This window comes from Bacillus sp. B25(2016b) (assembly GCF_001679765.1).
GTDB classification, from domain to species: domain Bacteria; phylum Bacillota; class Bacilli; order Bacillales; family Bacillaceae_G; genus Bacillus_A; species Bacillus_A thuringiensis_K.
The window spans coordinates 1957994-1972853 of sequence record NZ_CP016285.1 but is presented as its reverse complement, the minus strand read 5'-3'; the positions used below and the strand labels follow the sequence as shown (position 1 = coordinate 1972853).

Below are 14860 nucleotides of genomic sequence, written 5' to 3'. Positions count from 1 at the left end.
TCTATAATAAAACTTTATAAGCTTTATATATCCATTCTTCATCTTTGTCTTCTTCCACATAAAAGATTTCTATTTTTATTTCCATACCATTTTCCATTAAAACGTGCGCTTCATATTTCCCATCTACATAACTAGCACAATCAATATTGTCTGCTACTATTTCTCTCCATTTATCAGGTAAACTATCATAAAAACGTTCAATGGCCGCTACTAAAACTAAATCTTCTAAATGAGCAGTTTTAGGGTTGTTTATTTTTAAAAACATCAAAAATGCCAAATTCCTTATATCACAAAGGATTTGGCATTTTTAAGTATCTAGAACACGCGCTAAATTTAAGGAGAAATTAACAGACATGCGTCCGGTATAATGCCGTGTCCACACCCAAGAATCGGTTACATAAAATAACGTATCTAACCTGGGAAATCAATTGGCCTTTTTCCCTTATAGTAACACTCTCTTCTACTAAGACCTTTTCTTTCTAGGGCCTACAATTAATTTAATCGCTGTTCTTTCTTCATTATTGATAGAAATCTCTTGAAATGCTGGAACAAAAGCTAAGTCAATACCACTTGGAGCGACGAACCCTCTTGCAATCGCAATTGCTTTAATCGCTTGATTTATAGCTCCAGCCCCAATCGCTTGAATTTCCACATTACCACTTGTTCTTAGTACTCCTGCTATTGCACCTGCGACTGAATTTGGGCTTGATTTTGAAGATACCTTTAATATATTTTCCATGTAAGTTGCTCCTTCTATTATTTAATCTCTCTTTCGTTACAATTTTAAATATTTTAGCGTATCTTTAATTACTATTCACACCAAAAACAAATGATGCTTCATATGTACATTATTCTATATTTTCTGACTTCTTCCTGCTCAACTACGCAAATAAAAAATAAACTAAATAATCTAATATACATACGATTAAATATCATAACTTCACCAAATGATAACATCCATACAGCTAAAGGTAATATTGCTATTTTGTCAGACGAAATTAATATAGTAAAGTGAAATTTTAATGAGTGGGGGTTTAGTTCATCCCCCATCTAACTTCTTTGCTTTCGCTGAATTTTGAGGTGGGAGTCTTACTGCTCGGAAAATAGCGTGATAAACGTTTCCTTGTTACTTCAATCCATTTAGAAATTCCATTGATTTTTCTATCAAATTTTGAAGCTTATCATCTTCAAAAGGTGTTACAGGTAATACCCAAATACTACATTTCATTATTTGACCGCTTTATATTCCAAATCTATTTCCTTTTATAGTACAAGCATACATGCCAATTGCAATTAATTTCCACATACTACTATATGGTTTTAATTTATTAAGAATCGGAGGTAATATTATTTCTTCACATTCAGATGCTATTTCAGCATCTTTTTTTATTGAATAACAGTTTTCTTCAACTTTTATTATCTCACCCCACATAAAAAAGTGCAGAATTCTTTCTAACACAAGATTTCTGCACTTTTTTATTATGCTTATTTATTCTTCCTTATTTCTCTACATAAACCGACTTAACAATCGTACGATTATATGGTTTTCCTTCTTTATTCATCCCTTTTATATCCATCGTAACGTTATATACTCCCGGTTGTTTTATATCTTTCAAAGCACCTGAAAATGTATTCGTATGAACATTTTGTAATTCATTAAATTCAGAGACTAACTTACCTTCTTTATTAACGACTCTTACTGTTATGGAAAGATCCCCTTTCATTTCAGGTGCTACAGGTGATTTTTTGAGTTTATACTCAAGTTTATTTACTTTAACTTTTGTAGGCATTCGAAGAACAAATGGTGCGTCATCCTTGTAATCGCTTACAACTAAATATGCATCTTTCGACTGCTTCGCCATCATTTTGATTTTCCATTCGCCTACTTCCAATTTATCAAACTTAAATGTTCTAATTGTCGCCCCATTAAAGAAAGATTCGCCTTCACCAGTAGTTATAGCGCTATCTTTATTTGCATAGATTTTTCCTTTTGGAGATACCATTTGTACTTCTACATCAGAAGAAGCAGTTAGTACAGAAACTATTCCTTCAGCCTTTTTATCAACAGAAATACTTTGCTCTATCCACTGATTTTGTGGTAATTCGCCTCCTAAAATATTTTGATTTGAAGTTGTATTTAATTGTTCTAGATTTTCATTTGAACTATTGCTGGGTGCTACTAAAGCTGGTAATCCCACATTTGTCGTACGTAAATATGGTTCAATTCGTGCAAAAACAGCTGATCCTTTTCTTATATTGTCATGATCAAATCTGGAATCTGTAAATAAATGTGTACCGTACGATAGCTTCGCACTCCATTCATTTACTAGTCCGTCATTTGAACCGTACGATGATAAATATAACCCGCCCATAGATAATGCAGAAAATGTTGGTCCCCAGCTAGTTCCAGTAGCCGTATAGTAACGGTTTAATTTAGCTGCTGGGTTGTTATCTATTATTGAACGAAACTTTGCCATTTCACCTATTTGTAACGAATACGTACCATCATCTTTTTGACCTAATATAGAAGCAAGCCACCCTGCCCACCAACTATATGACAAATCTGCTAAATTTGAGCCGTGATGCGGTGTAGCAAGTGTAATAACATTTCCAACAAATCGATTCGCATCATATTCAACTAATGCGGCTTGTGTATCAATACCACCTTTACTATGCGCTACAATATTAACTTTTTTACCGAAATGATTATATATCTCTTCAAGTTTTTGTGCTAACAATTTTCCATTATCCCACTGACTAGCCGAACCTTTCCCCGCTGCATCATACAATTGTATAAACACTGTTTGATAGCCTGCTTTTAAAGCATAATCATACATATCATTTATATCATGATATACTGTCTTTCCATACCAACTATCAGCATTACCATTTCTTCCTTGTACAAAGAGAATTGGCGGTTTATTCTCATCATAATTAGCTGGTTTTTGGCCTAAAAACCATTCTCCAGGTGTGAATACTTCTGTATCAGGAAACCCCTTTCCAAGCTCTTTTACAACTTCTGCCTGTACATTTGTGCTAATCGTTGGAGCCATGATAAAAAATACAATTAGTAAGGCCACACATCTTCTCATCAGTCGCATATTACTCCCCCTATTTTTTTGAAAGAAGGTGTTCTTTATAATATTTTATATTTTCCCTTCCTTAATAATAGCTAATCTTTTATTTTAAAAAGATGTTAGCCCTATTTTTAGAAGGTTACTAGTTGTATACCCTCTTCCTTAACTCTCGTTATTCTCTTTGTTTCTACCTCTTCCTTTTGATAGAATACGACAAAAAAGTTTCTCAATAATTGTTAACTTCGCTACACCCAGATATTTTTTAAATCATTATTGTTTATATAAAGCATACAAATCTTGAAAAAATTTTAGTAAAAAAATATTTTATTACTAGTTAGTTATTGAAAAATATAATAAAGATATGTACTTTCTTTTCATTAAATACAAACTAATTTTAAAGGAGCTTATATTATATGACTTTCCTATGATTAAAAATTAAACTGAAATTTCCGAATAGAAAATCATATTTCCAGAAACATATATTATGATAATTTCCGCGCACTTGAATTAACTTTTTAGAAGTACTAACCTATCGGTGAGCAGAAGAAAATTCTGTAAAAAGAAAGGAGAATACTTTATGATGACCAATTTACAAAAGGAGTTTTTTAAACGCTTAAAAATTCCTGCAAAAGAAATAACATTTGATGATTTAGATGAAATTCTGTTAAAAATGGGAATGATTCTCCCCTATGAAAATCTTGATATTATGGCTGGTACTATTAAAAATATCTCAAAAGATAACTTAATAGAAAAGTTACTTATTCAAAAACGAGGTGGACTGTGTTATGAATTAAACTCCTTATTGTATTATTTTTTAATTGATTGTGGGTTTCAAGTATACAAAGTAGCCGGTACTGTTTATGATCTGTACGATAATAAATGGAAACCCGATGATGGTCATGTCATTATCATATTAAGTCATGAGGATAAAGATTATGTTGTGGATGCAGGTTTTGCATCTCATCTCCCTTTACATCCAGTCCCTTTTAACGGAGAAGTCATCTCCTCTCAAACAGGAGAATATCGAATTCGTAAGCAAAATACTCGAAAAGGTACGCATATTTTAGAAATGAGAAAAGGAGCTAACGGGGAATCTACAAGTTTCTTACAATCTGAACCTTCAAACGAATGGAAAATAGGCTATGCTTTCACTGTAGATCCAATAGATGAGAAAAAAGTGAATAACATTCAAAAAGTGATTGTAGAGCATAAAGAATCTCCTTTTAATAAAGGAGCTATCACTTGTAAATTAACTACTTATGGTCACATATCATTAACAAATAAAAATTATACAGAAACCTTTAAAGGCACCAAAAATAAACGACCAATAGGCTCTAAAGATTATGCTCGCATTCTTCGTGACTCTTTTGGAATAACGCAAGAGAAATATGTAGGAAAAACACTAGAAAGAGGCTAGTTGACTACAAGTATTTCATAATAAAGCAGATTCTATATTTAGAATCTGCTTTATTTTATATTTTGTTATAAATTAATTTAATTTTGTTGTTACCCTTTAATTTTCAATTATATACTCATCATCATATTTATCGTATTGTAGCCCTTCCCCTATCTTTGACTCCGTAACTTGATCTCTTAAAAACGGTGCAGCATCCATTTTGCTAGTTGCAATTTCAATTCCATATTTTTTCGTTAAATGAGCTAACTCTATTAAAAACCACTCTCTTCGCAATGTAACTGGAATATCCAATGTTTTTCTTTTCATATATAATAGCACCTCTTTTATTTTCATAGCTTAAAAACATCACTGGATGCACTTATTAAAACTACCTTTCACCGCTAACATCCAATGAAACATTATAGTATATGCATGTCCATTTCAAACGTGCTATCACAAATATGATATTTAAGTTTACATAATTATATTATGTAATAGTAGAAAAGGAAGGCATGTCCCTTCCCCTTCTACTATAGAGATTTAAATTAAGAACATCTTGGTACACCTAAAGCTAAGAATAAACCTGCTACTCCCGCAGTAATCGGTACTTTTAACGTAATAACATCGTCTACCTTCGTTACTAAAAAGTAAGCATTACCTTCTTGTAATATACAAGTTACCAACAATTGAAATTCCATTCAAATCTCCTCCTTTCAATCGATATACTATAATTTATGAAATCTCTTTCAAAAAGTAATAGGAAATACATCTATTTTTCCTTATATACAAAATAAATGTTTATAAGTTTAGGAAAAATATTAATTTTCTAAATTTATATAAAATGTGTAATATCCAATAAGTTCCTATATAATCAATAAGAAAAATCTTACAAATGGAGGTATGAAAATGGCGATTTTGAGTAATATTGGTGCTGCTTTATTTTTTATTGCTTTTATTCTTTTAATTTTATGTATCATTTCATTCTTTAAGAAAAATGGAAAAGCAAAACAATATGGTCGTCCTGCCGTTATTCTTTTTATGATTTCGATTGTATCAATAATAACTAGTGCTGAAACTTCTAATAACCCAATTGTTGAATTCTTTTCTATTTTAAGTTTTGTTTTATTTATTTTCTTCCTTGTGCTAGCAATCTTATCTGTTATTAAGAAAACAGGTGTAGCGAAAAAACAATTTATTATTACAGCCGTATTATTTGTCATTTTTGTTGCGTTATTAGGTATTTCAGCTCCTTCTTCTGAAAAAACGACAGCAACTAGTACAAAAGTTGCCTCTAACAATGAAGAGCAAAAAGATAGCGAACAGAAAAAAGAGCTAGAAAAGAAAGCGGCGGACGAAAAAACTCAAAAGCAAGAAGATGAGAAGCGTCAAGCCGAGGAACAAGCTCGTAAGCAAGAAGATGAAAAACGTCAAGCCGAGGAACAAGCTCGCAAGCAAGAGGATGAAAAACGTCTAGCTGATGAACAAGCTCGTAAACAACAAGAAGAGCAAAAACGTCTAGCTGATGAACAGGCTCGTAAACAACAAGAAGAACAAAAACGTCAGGCTGATGAACAAGCTCGTAAGCAACAAGAAGAACAAAAACGTCAGGCTGATGAACAAGCTCGTAAACAACAAGAAGAACAAAAACGCCTAGCTGACGAACAAAATCGGAAGCAACAAGAAGAGCAAAAAGCACAGCAAGCTCAAACACAACCAGCTAATGGTAATACTGATAGTGCATACTACAAAAATTGTGCTGCAGTTAGAGCAGCTGGGAAAGCTCCTTTACATAAAGGGCAACCAGGTTATAGCTCTCATCTTGATCGTGATGGCGATGGAATTGCATGTGAAAAATAATAATGAAAAAGAAGCTTTTACTAAGCTTCTTTTTTATTAACGTAAAATATTACCACTTATTACTTTCCCCCCTTATTTTAATAACATTCTTATTATTATTCTCAAAAATGACACAGAATAAGTGATTTCAATCACTACATAGATTTTAATTTATCGCTATTCTTAATTCAGATATTACATTTAAACTTTATGGAGGCATTCATATGGAACATACATTTACTGAAACTTCTATTGTCGGTGAGATTGTTACACAATTCCCGAAAGCTAGTGATCTTTTTAAATCATATAGAATAGATTTTTGTTGTGGTGGCAATAAACCGCTTATTGATGCAATTCATGAAAGAAATTTATCAGCTACTGAAGTGCTTACAGAGTTAAATACGCTTTATAATAATATGAAACGATTAAATGAATCTGAAATTGATTGGAAAAATGCTTCTTATCGCGAATTGATTGATTATGTTATAAATAAGCATCATCGCTATTTAAATGAAGAGTTGCCACAATTAAGTCCGTATGTGACAAAAGTAGTACGTGTTCATGGGGCAAGTCAGCCTCATTTAGCTCAAATTCATAAGCTATTTCACGAATTAAAGATGGAATTAGAACAACATTTAATTAAAGAAGAAACAGAAGATTTTCCATTAATTTTAGAATTTGAACAAAATCCAATTGAAGAAAACTATGTGAATTTACGTAAAGTAGTAGATAAGTTGGAAAATGAACATAACCACGCAGGCAACATTATTAAAGAGCTTCGTAAAGTTACAAATGACTTTACTCCTCCAGAAGGAGCTTGCGGCACTTATCGACTTGTTTACCAACGCCTTGAAGCACTAGAGTCTGATTTATTTGAGCATATTCATTTAGAAAATAACATTTTATTTCCACGTGCAATTACGAGAGTATAAATCAAGTGCAGGACATGAGTATACATACTTATGTCCTGTTTTTTCATTTGGTAAAGAATAAACACATCCCTCTCGAATAAATCCGAATTTTAACAATTTGTGAATCATTATAAAAATGTGATAAATATCACATCTCCCCTTTTTTGGATTTTCTATAATAGAAATATAATCCTTTGTTCAACATTTCACAGAAAAAGGGGAAACGAAAATGAAAAAACGTTTAGTTATGATCGGAAATGGTATGGCTGGAATACGCTGTATGGAAGAAATATTAAAACATAATAGTGATTCATATGAGATTACTATTTTGGGAGATGAACCACATCCAAACTACAATCGCATTATGCTCTCTCACGTTTTACAAGGCAAAACAAATATGCAAGATATCATTATGAATGAATACAGTTGGTATGAAGAAAACGAAATAACTTTATATACAAACGAAAGAGTTCAAATTATTAACCGGGAAGCAAAAATCATTATCACCGAAAAAAATCGTACTCTTACATATGACAAACTCATTATCGCAACAGGTTCTAGTGCTTTTATTTTACCTGTTGAAGGTTCTACTCTTCCTGGTGTAACAGGATTTCGAACAATTGAAGATACACAATTTATGATAGACACCGCTAAAGAAAAGAAAAAGGCCGTTGTTATTGGTGGTGGGTTACTTGGTTTAGAAGCCGCAAGAGGTCTTATTGACTTAGGGATGGACGTACATGTTGTTCATTTAATGCCAAACTTAATGGAGCAGCAACTAGATACGAAAGCAGCTTCTCTATTACGCGAAGATTTGGAAGCGCAAGGCATGAAATTTCTAATGGAAAAGAAAACTGTAAAAATTCTTGGTACAGACCATGTTGAGGGCATTCAATTTGAAGATGGTGAAGTTGTAGATTGTGATTTAGTCGTAATGGCTGTCGGAATACGCCCAAATACGCAAATAGCAAAAGATGCTGGTTTAATTGTAAATCGCGGTATTGTAGTCAATGACTATATGCTAACAAATGATGAGTCCATTTATGCAGTTGGAGAATGTGCAGAGCATGACGGTATCGCATATGGACTTGTTGCTCCTCTTTATGAACAAGGTGCGATATTAGCAAAACATATAACAAATTTACAAACTGATGGATATTCGGGCAGTATTGTCGGTACGCAATTAAAAGTTGCAGGTTGTGATTTATTCTCTGCTGGTCAAATTTATGAAGATGCTCAAACGAAAGCAATATCAATCTTTGATGAATGTAAACGTTCCTATAAAAAAGTATTAATTCGTGACAATAAAGTCATCGGTATCGTTTTATATGGTGACACAGCTGACGGAACACGCCTCTTTAGCATGTTAAAGAAAGAAGAAGATATACAAGAATATACAGCCGCTTCCATTCTTCACAAAGCTGGTGAAGAAAGTGAACTTAACGTTGCTACTATGAGTGCTGATGACACGATTTGCGGATGTAATGGTGTTACGAAAGGCACAATCGTTCACGCCATTTTAGAACAAGAGTTAAAGACTTTTGAAGAAGTTAAAGGCTGTACGAAAGCCGCAGGGTCTTGTGGTAAATGTCGTCCGCTTGTAGAACAAGTTTTATCTCATACACTTGGAGATGCTTTTGATGCTTCTGTGCAGTCTACCGGTATGTGCGGATGTACACCTTTATCACGTGATAAAGTCGTAGCGGCCATTCATGAGAAAGGTTTAAAATCTCCAAAAGAAGTACGAAACGTTCTTGGTTTTGTACTTGAAGAAGGCTGTTCAAAATGTCGTCCTGCTTTAAACTACTATTTACGTATGGCGATTCCAGAAGAATATGAAGATGATAAATCATCCCGTTTCGTGAATGAAAGAATGAATGGTAACATCCAGCACGATGGTACATTCTCTGTTATTCCACGCATGTACGGAGGTGTTACAACAGCTGATGATTTAATGAAAATTGCTGAAGTTGCGAAAAAGTACGATGTTCCACTTGTGAAAATTACAGGTGCGAGCCGAATTGGCTTATACGGTATTAAGAAACAAGATTTACCTAACGTATGGGCTGAATTAAATATGACTTCTGGATATGCGTATTCAAAATCTCTTCGTAATGTAAAATCATGTGTTGGCTCTCGTTTCTGCCGTTTCGGTACGAAAGATTCATTAGGACTTGGTATGTTGCTTGAACAATCATTAGAAATGGTAGATACACCTCATAAAATGAAGATGGGTGTAACGGGCTGTCCGCGTAACTGTGCGGAAGTACTGACGAAAGATTTTGGCGTTGTTTGTGTCGAAAATGGATACCAACTTTATATTGGCGGAAATGGTGGTACGGAAGTACGCGAAGCTGATTTTGTAATGATTGTCCCTACTGAAGATGATGTCCTTCGCATCGCTACAGCTTACATGCAATATTATCGTGAAACTGGTATTTACGGAGAGCGTACTGCCTACTGGACAGAGCGTTTAGGCTTCGATCACATAAAAGAAATACTGCAAGATGCAAATATGGTCACTACACTAAATGAACGCTTCCAAACAGCTCGTGGCACATATAAAGAAGCTTGGGGACAAGCAATAGAAACGAAGTCGTTAAAAGCGATGTATGAAGTAGAAACTGTGAAATAAGGAGCTGTGATTTATATGATACAAACGAAAGATAAAATAAAAATTATGCGTGCAGAAGACCTTCCTATTCAAATCGGTAAAGAGGTGCAAATGAAAGGTATATCTATCGCCCTATTCCGCCTTTCAAATGGCGATGTTCGAGCTGTAGAAAATCGTTGTCCTCATAAAAACGGACCGTTAGCAGAAGGAATTGTGTCTGGCGAATTCGTCTTTTGTCCACTACATGATTGGAAAATTTCATTACTAACAGGTGAAGTTCAAAAACCTGATGACGGTTGTATTCAAACGTATGAAGTAGAAGTTATTGACGGGGATATTTATATATACATGTAATTTACGAAAGGAAGCCTCCCCCTGGCTTCCTTTTACATAAAAATAGATGAGGTGCGATTATGAACGGATATGTATATTTAGTTGGTGCAGGACCAGGTGATGAAGGGCTTATTACAAAGAAAGCGATAGATTGTTTAAATCGTGCAGATATCGTTTTATATGACCGTTTATTAAACCCTTTCTTTCTTAGTTATACAAAAGAAACATGCGAACTTATTTATTGCGGAAAAATGCCAAAGAATCATACTATGCGACAAGAAATGATTAACGCCCACCTCCTTCAATTTGCGAAAGAAGGAAAAATCGTAGTCCGCTTAAAGGGCGGAGATCCATCTATTTTTGGCCGTGTTGGTGAAGAAGCAGAAACTTTAGCATCTGCGAACATTCCATATGAAATTGTACCAGGCATTACATCTAGCATCGCCGCTAGTAGCTATGCTGGCATCCCCCTCACCCACCGCAACTATAGTAATAGCGTCACTTTATTAACTGGGCATGCGAAAGGTCCTTTAACCGATCATGGAAAATATAATTCATCCCACAATAGCGACACAATCGCCTACTACATGGGTATAAAAAACTTACCTACAATTTGCGAAAATTTACTACAAGCAGGCAAAAAGGAAGATACACCAATAGCAGTCATCGAATGGGGTACGACAGGGAAACAGCGCGTTGTCACAGGAACACTTTCAACTATTGTTCCTATCGTCAAAAACGAGAATATTTCTAATCCTTCTATGACAATTGTTGGTGATGTCGTTTCCTTACGGGATCAGATCGCTTGGAAAGAACGTAAACCATTACACGAGAAAAAAGTTTTATTTGCATCTGCAACGAATAAAACAAGTTCAATGAAGCAAAAGTTACAAGAAGCCGGTGCAGAAATATATCAAATTCCTACTTTCAAAAAGGTAGAATACACATTAACACTTGAACAAATCAATGAAATTTTTAACGTTAATCGTCTTGTTTTTTGTTCAGCTGAAAGTGTAGAAATATTGATGCAATCATGTAGTAAACACCAAAAAGATATTCGTTCTTTACAAGCGCAACTACAACATATGAACGTTGCCACTCAAGAAAAACTTATGCAATATGGGCTACTAAGTAAACAAGCAGAGTTCTCTTCCAATACAACAGTTTATTTAGGACGAAACATTAACCGAATTGCTGTTATTCAAGAAAAAATTGGTGCTGGTTCCTATATGATGACTCATGAGTACACAATTGATCATCGCTTCGATGAAATTCATTCACGTATTCTTTCTGAATTCTCATGGGATAGCATTGTATTTGAAGGTCGTGCTTCTATTGATACGTTTCTAGCAGAAATAAAACGCCTTGGCTTTATCAATATCCTTACTCTCCCATTCTCGTATACCGACGTTCCAACTTTACACTATGCAAATAAAGTTGGGTTTCATAACGTAGATCATCAATTACAAGAAACTCTTATGAAGAAAGACATGGTGAGACAATGAAAGGAATTGTATATGTTGGACATGGGAGCCGGCTACAAGAAGGTAATGAACAATTCATTCAATTTATTCAATCTGTTATGAAAGAGCGAAACGAAAGAATTCAAAAAATAGCTTTTCTAGAACTAACGACACCTACTATTTCGGATGCAGTTACAGAAACGATAATAGAGGGAGTAACTGAAATAATGATTGTACCTGTTTTATTATTTGCAGCAGCTCACTATAAACGTGATATTCCTTTTGAAATAGAGCAACTACAAAAGCAATATCCACAAATAACATTTTCAGTTGTACCTCCTTTTAGTACACATCCACATATGGTGGAACTTGTAGTGAAAAGAATACGTGAAGCTATGTCAATGCAAAATAGTAGTATTTTACTCGTAGGACGAGGCAGTAGTGATCCACAACCGATACATGAATTACAACAAATCAGAGCAGCTGTCGAACGAAAACTTGGTATGCCAGTATCCTGTTCCTTTTTAACGAAAGGAACTCCCTCTTTTGCTGCTGAGCTCAAGGCTATAACATCGACTGCGTCCCATGTATATGTCATGCCGTACCTTCTCTTTACCGGATTATTACTTCAAAAAATTAAATTGCATACAAAAAAATATGATCACGTTACGACTTGTAACTGTCTTCAGTTTGATACATACATGAAGTTAACATTATTAGAACGAATGGAGGAATGCATATATGTATAACATGTACCCTCTTATGTTTAATCTACAAAATAAAGTGGTCATTATCATTGGTGGAGGTAAAATTGCATATCGAAAAGCGTCTGGATTAAAAGATACAGGCGCTTTTGTCACCGTTATCAGCCCAGAAATTTGCGAGGAAATGAAGGGACTTTCTTATATTACTTGGAAGCAAAAAGCTTTTAGTAATGATGATATTAAAGATGCTCACCTTATTTATGCAGCTACAAATCAACACGCTGTAAATATGATGGTCAAACAGGCCGCTCATGATTTCCAGTGGGTTAACGTTGTAAGTGATGGTACAGAATCATCTTTTCACACACCTGGCGTTATAAGAAATAATGAATATGTTGTCACTATTTCAACTTCAGGTAAGGACCCATCGTTTACGAAGCGTATGAAACAGGAATTAACTTCTGTCCTTGCTAAACTTATAAAAAGACTTTCTCGTACTCATAAAATGTAATCTATCACTTAGCTAAAATAGTAATTAGCTTTGAACAAACGTTTTTTAGGATCAGACAAACAATTGGACAAGAATCTGTGAAGAAAAATAACGGCAACAATTACGGACAAAAAAAGCAGTTGCTTGAGGGCAACTGCTTCAATACAGGTTTTATATTGGATATTCATTCAACCAAATTAGCGCTTGTTCATAATCATCAAAAAATCTCACAGATTCTTTCGTATTAGATTGTTGTAAATAATCCATTATCTCCCCCTCTTCAAGGAGAAATGCAATTGCCGTACTGTTATTCAAAATGATTTCATTGAAGAACTTCTCTTTCCATACTTTTTGAACAGAAAAATGATTTGGCGTGTATCCTTTTCTATCCACCAACAATTTGTATTTCCGCCCTTCAGAAATGAATTGCTGACAAACCTGCTCAAAACCATTAAACCATTCATACACATCATCTGTTTTTATATTTCCAACTAGATGGGTAACAATTATATCTCCTGAAACTGTTGTGCTGATATTCTGTTTACTCAACTTGGAATCCCCCCTTAGTTACAATTTTGCGAAAAAACCGCATAAAATCAATAAAGAAAAAATTCTTACTTGACACTCCCACCCCATCGCTATCAAACTAAGCTCACGTAACGTCAATTATAAGCGAAATTATGTCTTTTTTCGCAAGTCTATATGCAGATGCTTTAAAGATTTTCATACGAAATAACCCGTAACGAGTTTCCTTTTTTTGAATTAAGCCACTTGATTATCAGACACGGTACAATTGTAAACGCCCCCCAATATATCATAGACTGTTTTCCTCTCATATCAATGGGATTTCCATCCATCATTTACCGCCTCAAATCCATTCGGTTTTAAACGTATATTCAAAACAAAATATATGACAAATAAATAACGACAGTTACTGTAATAATGCTGAAAAGTGTTGAAAATAAAACGATTTGTGCATGTAGTTCAGGCTCTATTTGATACTCCATAGCAATAGTTGATGTATTTCTTGAAGTAGGAAAAGAACTTGCAATAAATAATGATTGTGCAACAATTCCATCAATGTTTAAGAGGTAGATCATGGAAAGTGCTAATAATGGCCCCATCAGTAACCTTCCAATTAAAGACCATGTTATGACTCTATGGAAAAAATTAAGCTTAATGTTGGCTAATTGTGCTCCTAGCAATATGAGTGCTATGGCAACAAAACTATTCGCAAGCTGATTAAGAGGTAGAAAGATAGAATTAGGTATTTGAATTGTAAACGATTGAAAGAGAATCCCTAGTACGAGCGCATGAAATACAGGCAGTCTTATAAATGATTGAATAATACCTCCGATTGTTTTTGTTGCTGATAGTAAGTTATAAATCCCATATGAATAAGTTAAAAGGTTTTGGAAAATCACAATGAAAATCTGAATGGAAACCCCCACTGGATTGTGACTGAAAATCAATTGACTTACTGGTAATCCATAATTACCGGAATTCATTAACGAAATGCTATTTTTTAGAGCTGCACTTTCTCCTTTTTCTAACTTTAATGTTTTTGAAATAAAATGACTTACTAGCATTAGACTCAGACTATAAAACATTAAATAGTACATGATCTGGAGCAACAAACCTGTTTCTATACTAATATCATATATATTCACAAATACAGCCGCTGGCATCAAGCAATAATTAATAAGTGTAGATAGCTGCTTTAAGTTAAATTGGAACTTCCTTTGTAAGATTGCACCAATTAGCATCAATATTAATATTGGCACTATTACGTCTAATATAATGAAAATAAACATTTAAAACCTCATTCTACATATATTTTAGTTGGATTAAACGCTCTCTTTTCTTTAACATATCAAATATGACTCACAAAGAAAATTATGAATTATTTATACAAATTCATAATTTTATCTTATCAACCTAAACTGTATTCTTTATTTTAAGTGTACTTTTTCACAATCTCCATTAGCCTTACCCAAAAATCTGGTCCTAAAAAATATGCAGTTTTTTCTTGTTAT

General features: G+C 33.9%; 16 protein-coding genes. 8 read left to right on the top strand and 8 right to left on the bottom strand.

What is annotated here, in order from left to right; translation table 11 throughout:
- Position 1: 1 nt before the first annotated feature.
- The 4 genes from BAQ53_RS10165 to BAQ53_RS10150 all read right to left on the bottom strand — a co-directional run bounded on the left by BAQ53_RS10165 (position 2) and on the right by BAQ53_RS10150 (position 3101).
- The gene (locus BAQ53_RS10165) at positions 2-265 is read right to left on the bottom strand and encodes a hypothetical protein (RefSeq protein ID WP_000478849.1); all 264 of its coding nucleotides are present in this window, start codon (positions 263-265) and stop codon (positions 2-4) included.
- 198 nt (positions 266-463) lie between these two features.
- Positions 464-739, bottom strand: coding sequence for a stage V sporulation protein S (locus BAQ53_RS10160; protein WP_000427801.1), 276 nt, complete (start codon positions 737-739; stop codon positions 464-466).
- A gap of 501 nt (positions 740-1240) precedes the next feature.
- Positions 1241-1459: a hypothetical protein gene (locus BAQ53_RS10155; RefSeq protein WP_000893485.1), complete on the bottom strand. Its 219-nt coding sequence runs from the start codon at positions 1457-1459 to the stop codon at positions 1241-1243.
- Between the two features lie 40 nt (positions 1460-1499).
- Positions 1500-3101, bottom strand: a complete 1602-nt coding sequence (locus BAQ53_RS10150) for an esterase/lipase family protein (protein WP_001238694.1) — start codon at positions 3099-3101, stop codon at positions 1500-1502.
- Positions 3102-3654: 553 nt separating this feature from the next.
- On the opposite strand from BAQ53_RS10150, the gene BAQ53_RS10145 reads away from it, so the two are divergent.
- The gene (locus BAQ53_RS10145; protein WP_000988899.1) at positions 3655-4494 is read left to right on the top strand and encodes an arylamine N-acetyltransferase family protein; all 840 of its coding nucleotides are present in this window, start codon (positions 3655-3657) and stop codon (positions 4492-4494) included.
- Positions 4495-4590: 96 nt separating this feature from the next.
- On the opposite strand, the gene BAQ53_RS10140 is transcribed toward BAQ53_RS10145, so the two are convergent.
- Positions 4591-4800 (bottom strand): hypothetical protein, encoded by a 210-nt coding sequence (locus BAQ53_RS10140; RefSeq protein ID WP_000824206.1) that lies wholly within the window; start codon positions 4798-4800, stop codon positions 4591-4593.
- Positions 4801-5018: 218 nt separating this feature from the next.
- The gene (exsG, locus tag BAQ53_RS10135; RefSeq protein WP_000395679.1) at positions 5019-5171 is read right to left on the bottom strand and encodes an exosporium protein ExsG; all 153 of its coding nucleotides are present in this window, start codon (positions 5169-5171) and stop codon (positions 5019-5021) included.
- Positions 5172-5379: 208 nt separating this feature from the next.
- On the opposite strand from exsG, the gene BAQ53_RS10130 reads away from it, so the two are divergent.
- From BAQ53_RS10130 to BAQ53_RS10100, 7 genes are all read left to right on the top strand, one after another.
- Positions 5380-6330, top strand: coding sequence for an excalibur calcium-binding domain-containing protein (locus tag BAQ53_RS10130; protein WP_000996465.1), 951 nt, complete (start codon positions 5380-5382; stop codon positions 6328-6330).
- Between the two features lie 203 nt (positions 6331-6533).
- Entirely contained in the window at positions 6534-7241 is a 708-nt protein-coding gene (gene ric, locus BAQ53_RS10125) for an iron-sulfur cluster repair di-iron protein (RefSeq protein WP_000401365.1), read from the top strand.
- A 208-nt stretch (positions 7242-7449) separates the two neighbouring features.
- A complete protein-coding gene (gene nirB, locus BAQ53_RS10120) occupies positions 7450-9855 on the top strand; it encodes an NADPH-nitrite reductase large subunit (RefSeq protein WP_000746954.1) in 2406 nt (801 codons plus the stop codon).
- A 15-nt stretch (positions 9856-9870) separates the two neighbouring features.
- Entirely contained in the window at positions 9871-10188 is a 318-nt protein-coding gene (gene nirD, locus BAQ53_RS10115) for a nitrite reductase small subunit NirD (protein ID WP_000616667.1), read from the top strand.
- A 59-nt stretch (positions 10189-10247) separates the two neighbouring features.
- Positions 10248-11672, top strand: coding sequence for a uroporphyrin-III C-methyltransferase (locus tag BAQ53_RS10110; RefSeq protein ID WP_001014937.1), 1425 nt, complete (start codon positions 10248-10250; stop codon positions 11670-11672).
- Positions 11669-12379 (top strand): sirohydrochlorin chelatase, encoded by a 711-nt coding sequence (locus BAQ53_RS10105; RefSeq protein ID WP_208906828.1) that lies wholly within the window; start codon positions 11669-11671, stop codon positions 12377-12379. The genes BAQ53_RS10110 and BAQ53_RS10105 overlap by 4 nt, the downstream gene beginning before the upstream one ends.
- The gene (locus BAQ53_RS10100) at positions 12372-12845 is read left to right on the top strand and encodes a precorrin-2 dehydrogenase (RefSeq protein ID WP_000282585.1); all 474 of its coding nucleotides are present in this window, start codon (positions 12372-12374) and stop codon (positions 12843-12845) included. Before BAQ53_RS10105 ends, BAQ53_RS10100 begins: the two co-directional genes overlap by 8 nt.
- A gap of 150 nt (positions 12846-12995) precedes the next feature.
- Here the strand turns inward: BAQ53_RS10100 and BAQ53_RS10095 are convergent, their stop codons facing one another.
- Positions 12996-13373 carry a hypothetical protein gene (locus BAQ53_RS10095; RefSeq protein ID WP_002181618.1) on the bottom strand — a complete coding sequence of 126 codons (378 nt, stop codon included), beginning with the start codon at positions 13371-13373 and terminating at the stop codon, positions 12996-12998.
- Positions 13374-13720: 347 nt separating this feature from the next.
- Positions 13721-14638 carry an AEC family transporter gene (locus BAQ53_RS10090; protein ID WP_000469521.1) on the bottom strand — a complete coding sequence of 306 codons (918 nt, stop codon included), beginning with the start codon at positions 14636-14638 and terminating at the stop codon, positions 13721-13723.
- Between the last annotated feature and the right edge of the window lie 222 nt (positions 14639-14860).

Excerpts from the sequence above, each read along its gene's own strand:
- BAQ53_RS10165 (WP_000478849.1), bottom strand. The coding sequence starts at position 265 with ATGTTTTTAAAAATAAACAACCCTAAAACTGCTCATTTAGAAGATTTA.
- BAQ53_RS10160 (WP_000427801.1), bottom strand. The coding sequence starts at position 739 with ATGGAAAATATATTAAAGGTATCTTCAAAATCAAGCCCAAATTCAGTC.
- BAQ53_RS10150 (WP_001238694.1), bottom strand. The coding sequence starts at position 3,101 with ATGCGACTGATGAGAAGATGTGTGGCCTTACTAATTGTATTTTTTATC.
- BAQ53_RS10145 (WP_000988899.1), top strand. The coding sequence starts at position 3,655 with ATGATGACCAATTTACAAAAGGAGTTTTTTAAACGCTTAAAAATTCCT.
- BAQ53_RS10140 (WP_000824206.1), bottom strand. The coding sequence starts at position 4,800 with ATGAAAAGAAAAACATTGGATATTCCAGTTACATTGCGAAGAGAGTGG.
- exsG (WP_000395679.1), bottom strand. The coding sequence starts at position 5,171 with ATGGAATTTCAATTGTTGGTAACTTGTATATTACAAGAAGGTAATGCT.
- BAQ53_RS10130 (WP_000996465.1), top strand. The coding sequence starts at position 5,380 with ATGGCGATTTTGAGTAATATTGGTGCTGCTTTATTTTTTATTGCTTTT.
- ric (WP_000401365.1), top strand. The coding sequence starts at position 6,534 with ATGGAACATACATTTACTGAAACTTCTATTGTCGGTGAGATTGTTACA.
- nirB (WP_000746954.1), top strand. The coding sequence starts at position 7,450 with ATGAAAAAACGTTTAGTTATGATCGGAAATGGTATGGCTGGAATACGC.
- nirD (WP_000616667.1), top strand. The coding sequence starts at position 9,871 with ATGATACAAACGAAAGATAAAATAAAAATTATGCGTGCAGAAGACCTT.
- BAQ53_RS10110 (WP_001014937.1), top strand. The coding sequence starts at position 10,248 with ATGAACGGATATGTATATTTAGTTGGTGCAGGACCAGGTGATGAAGGG.
- BAQ53_RS10105 (WP_208906828.1), top strand. The coding sequence starts at position 11,669 with ATGAAAGGAATTGTATATGTTGGACATGGGAGCCGGCTACAAGAAGGT.
- BAQ53_RS10100 (WP_000282585.1), top strand. The coding sequence starts at position 12,372 with ATGTATAACATGTACCCTCTTATGTTTAATCTACAAAATAAAGTGGTC.
- BAQ53_RS10090 (WP_000469521.1), bottom strand. The coding sequence starts at position 14,638 with ATGTTTATTTTCATTATATTAGACGTAATAGTGCCAATATTAATATTG.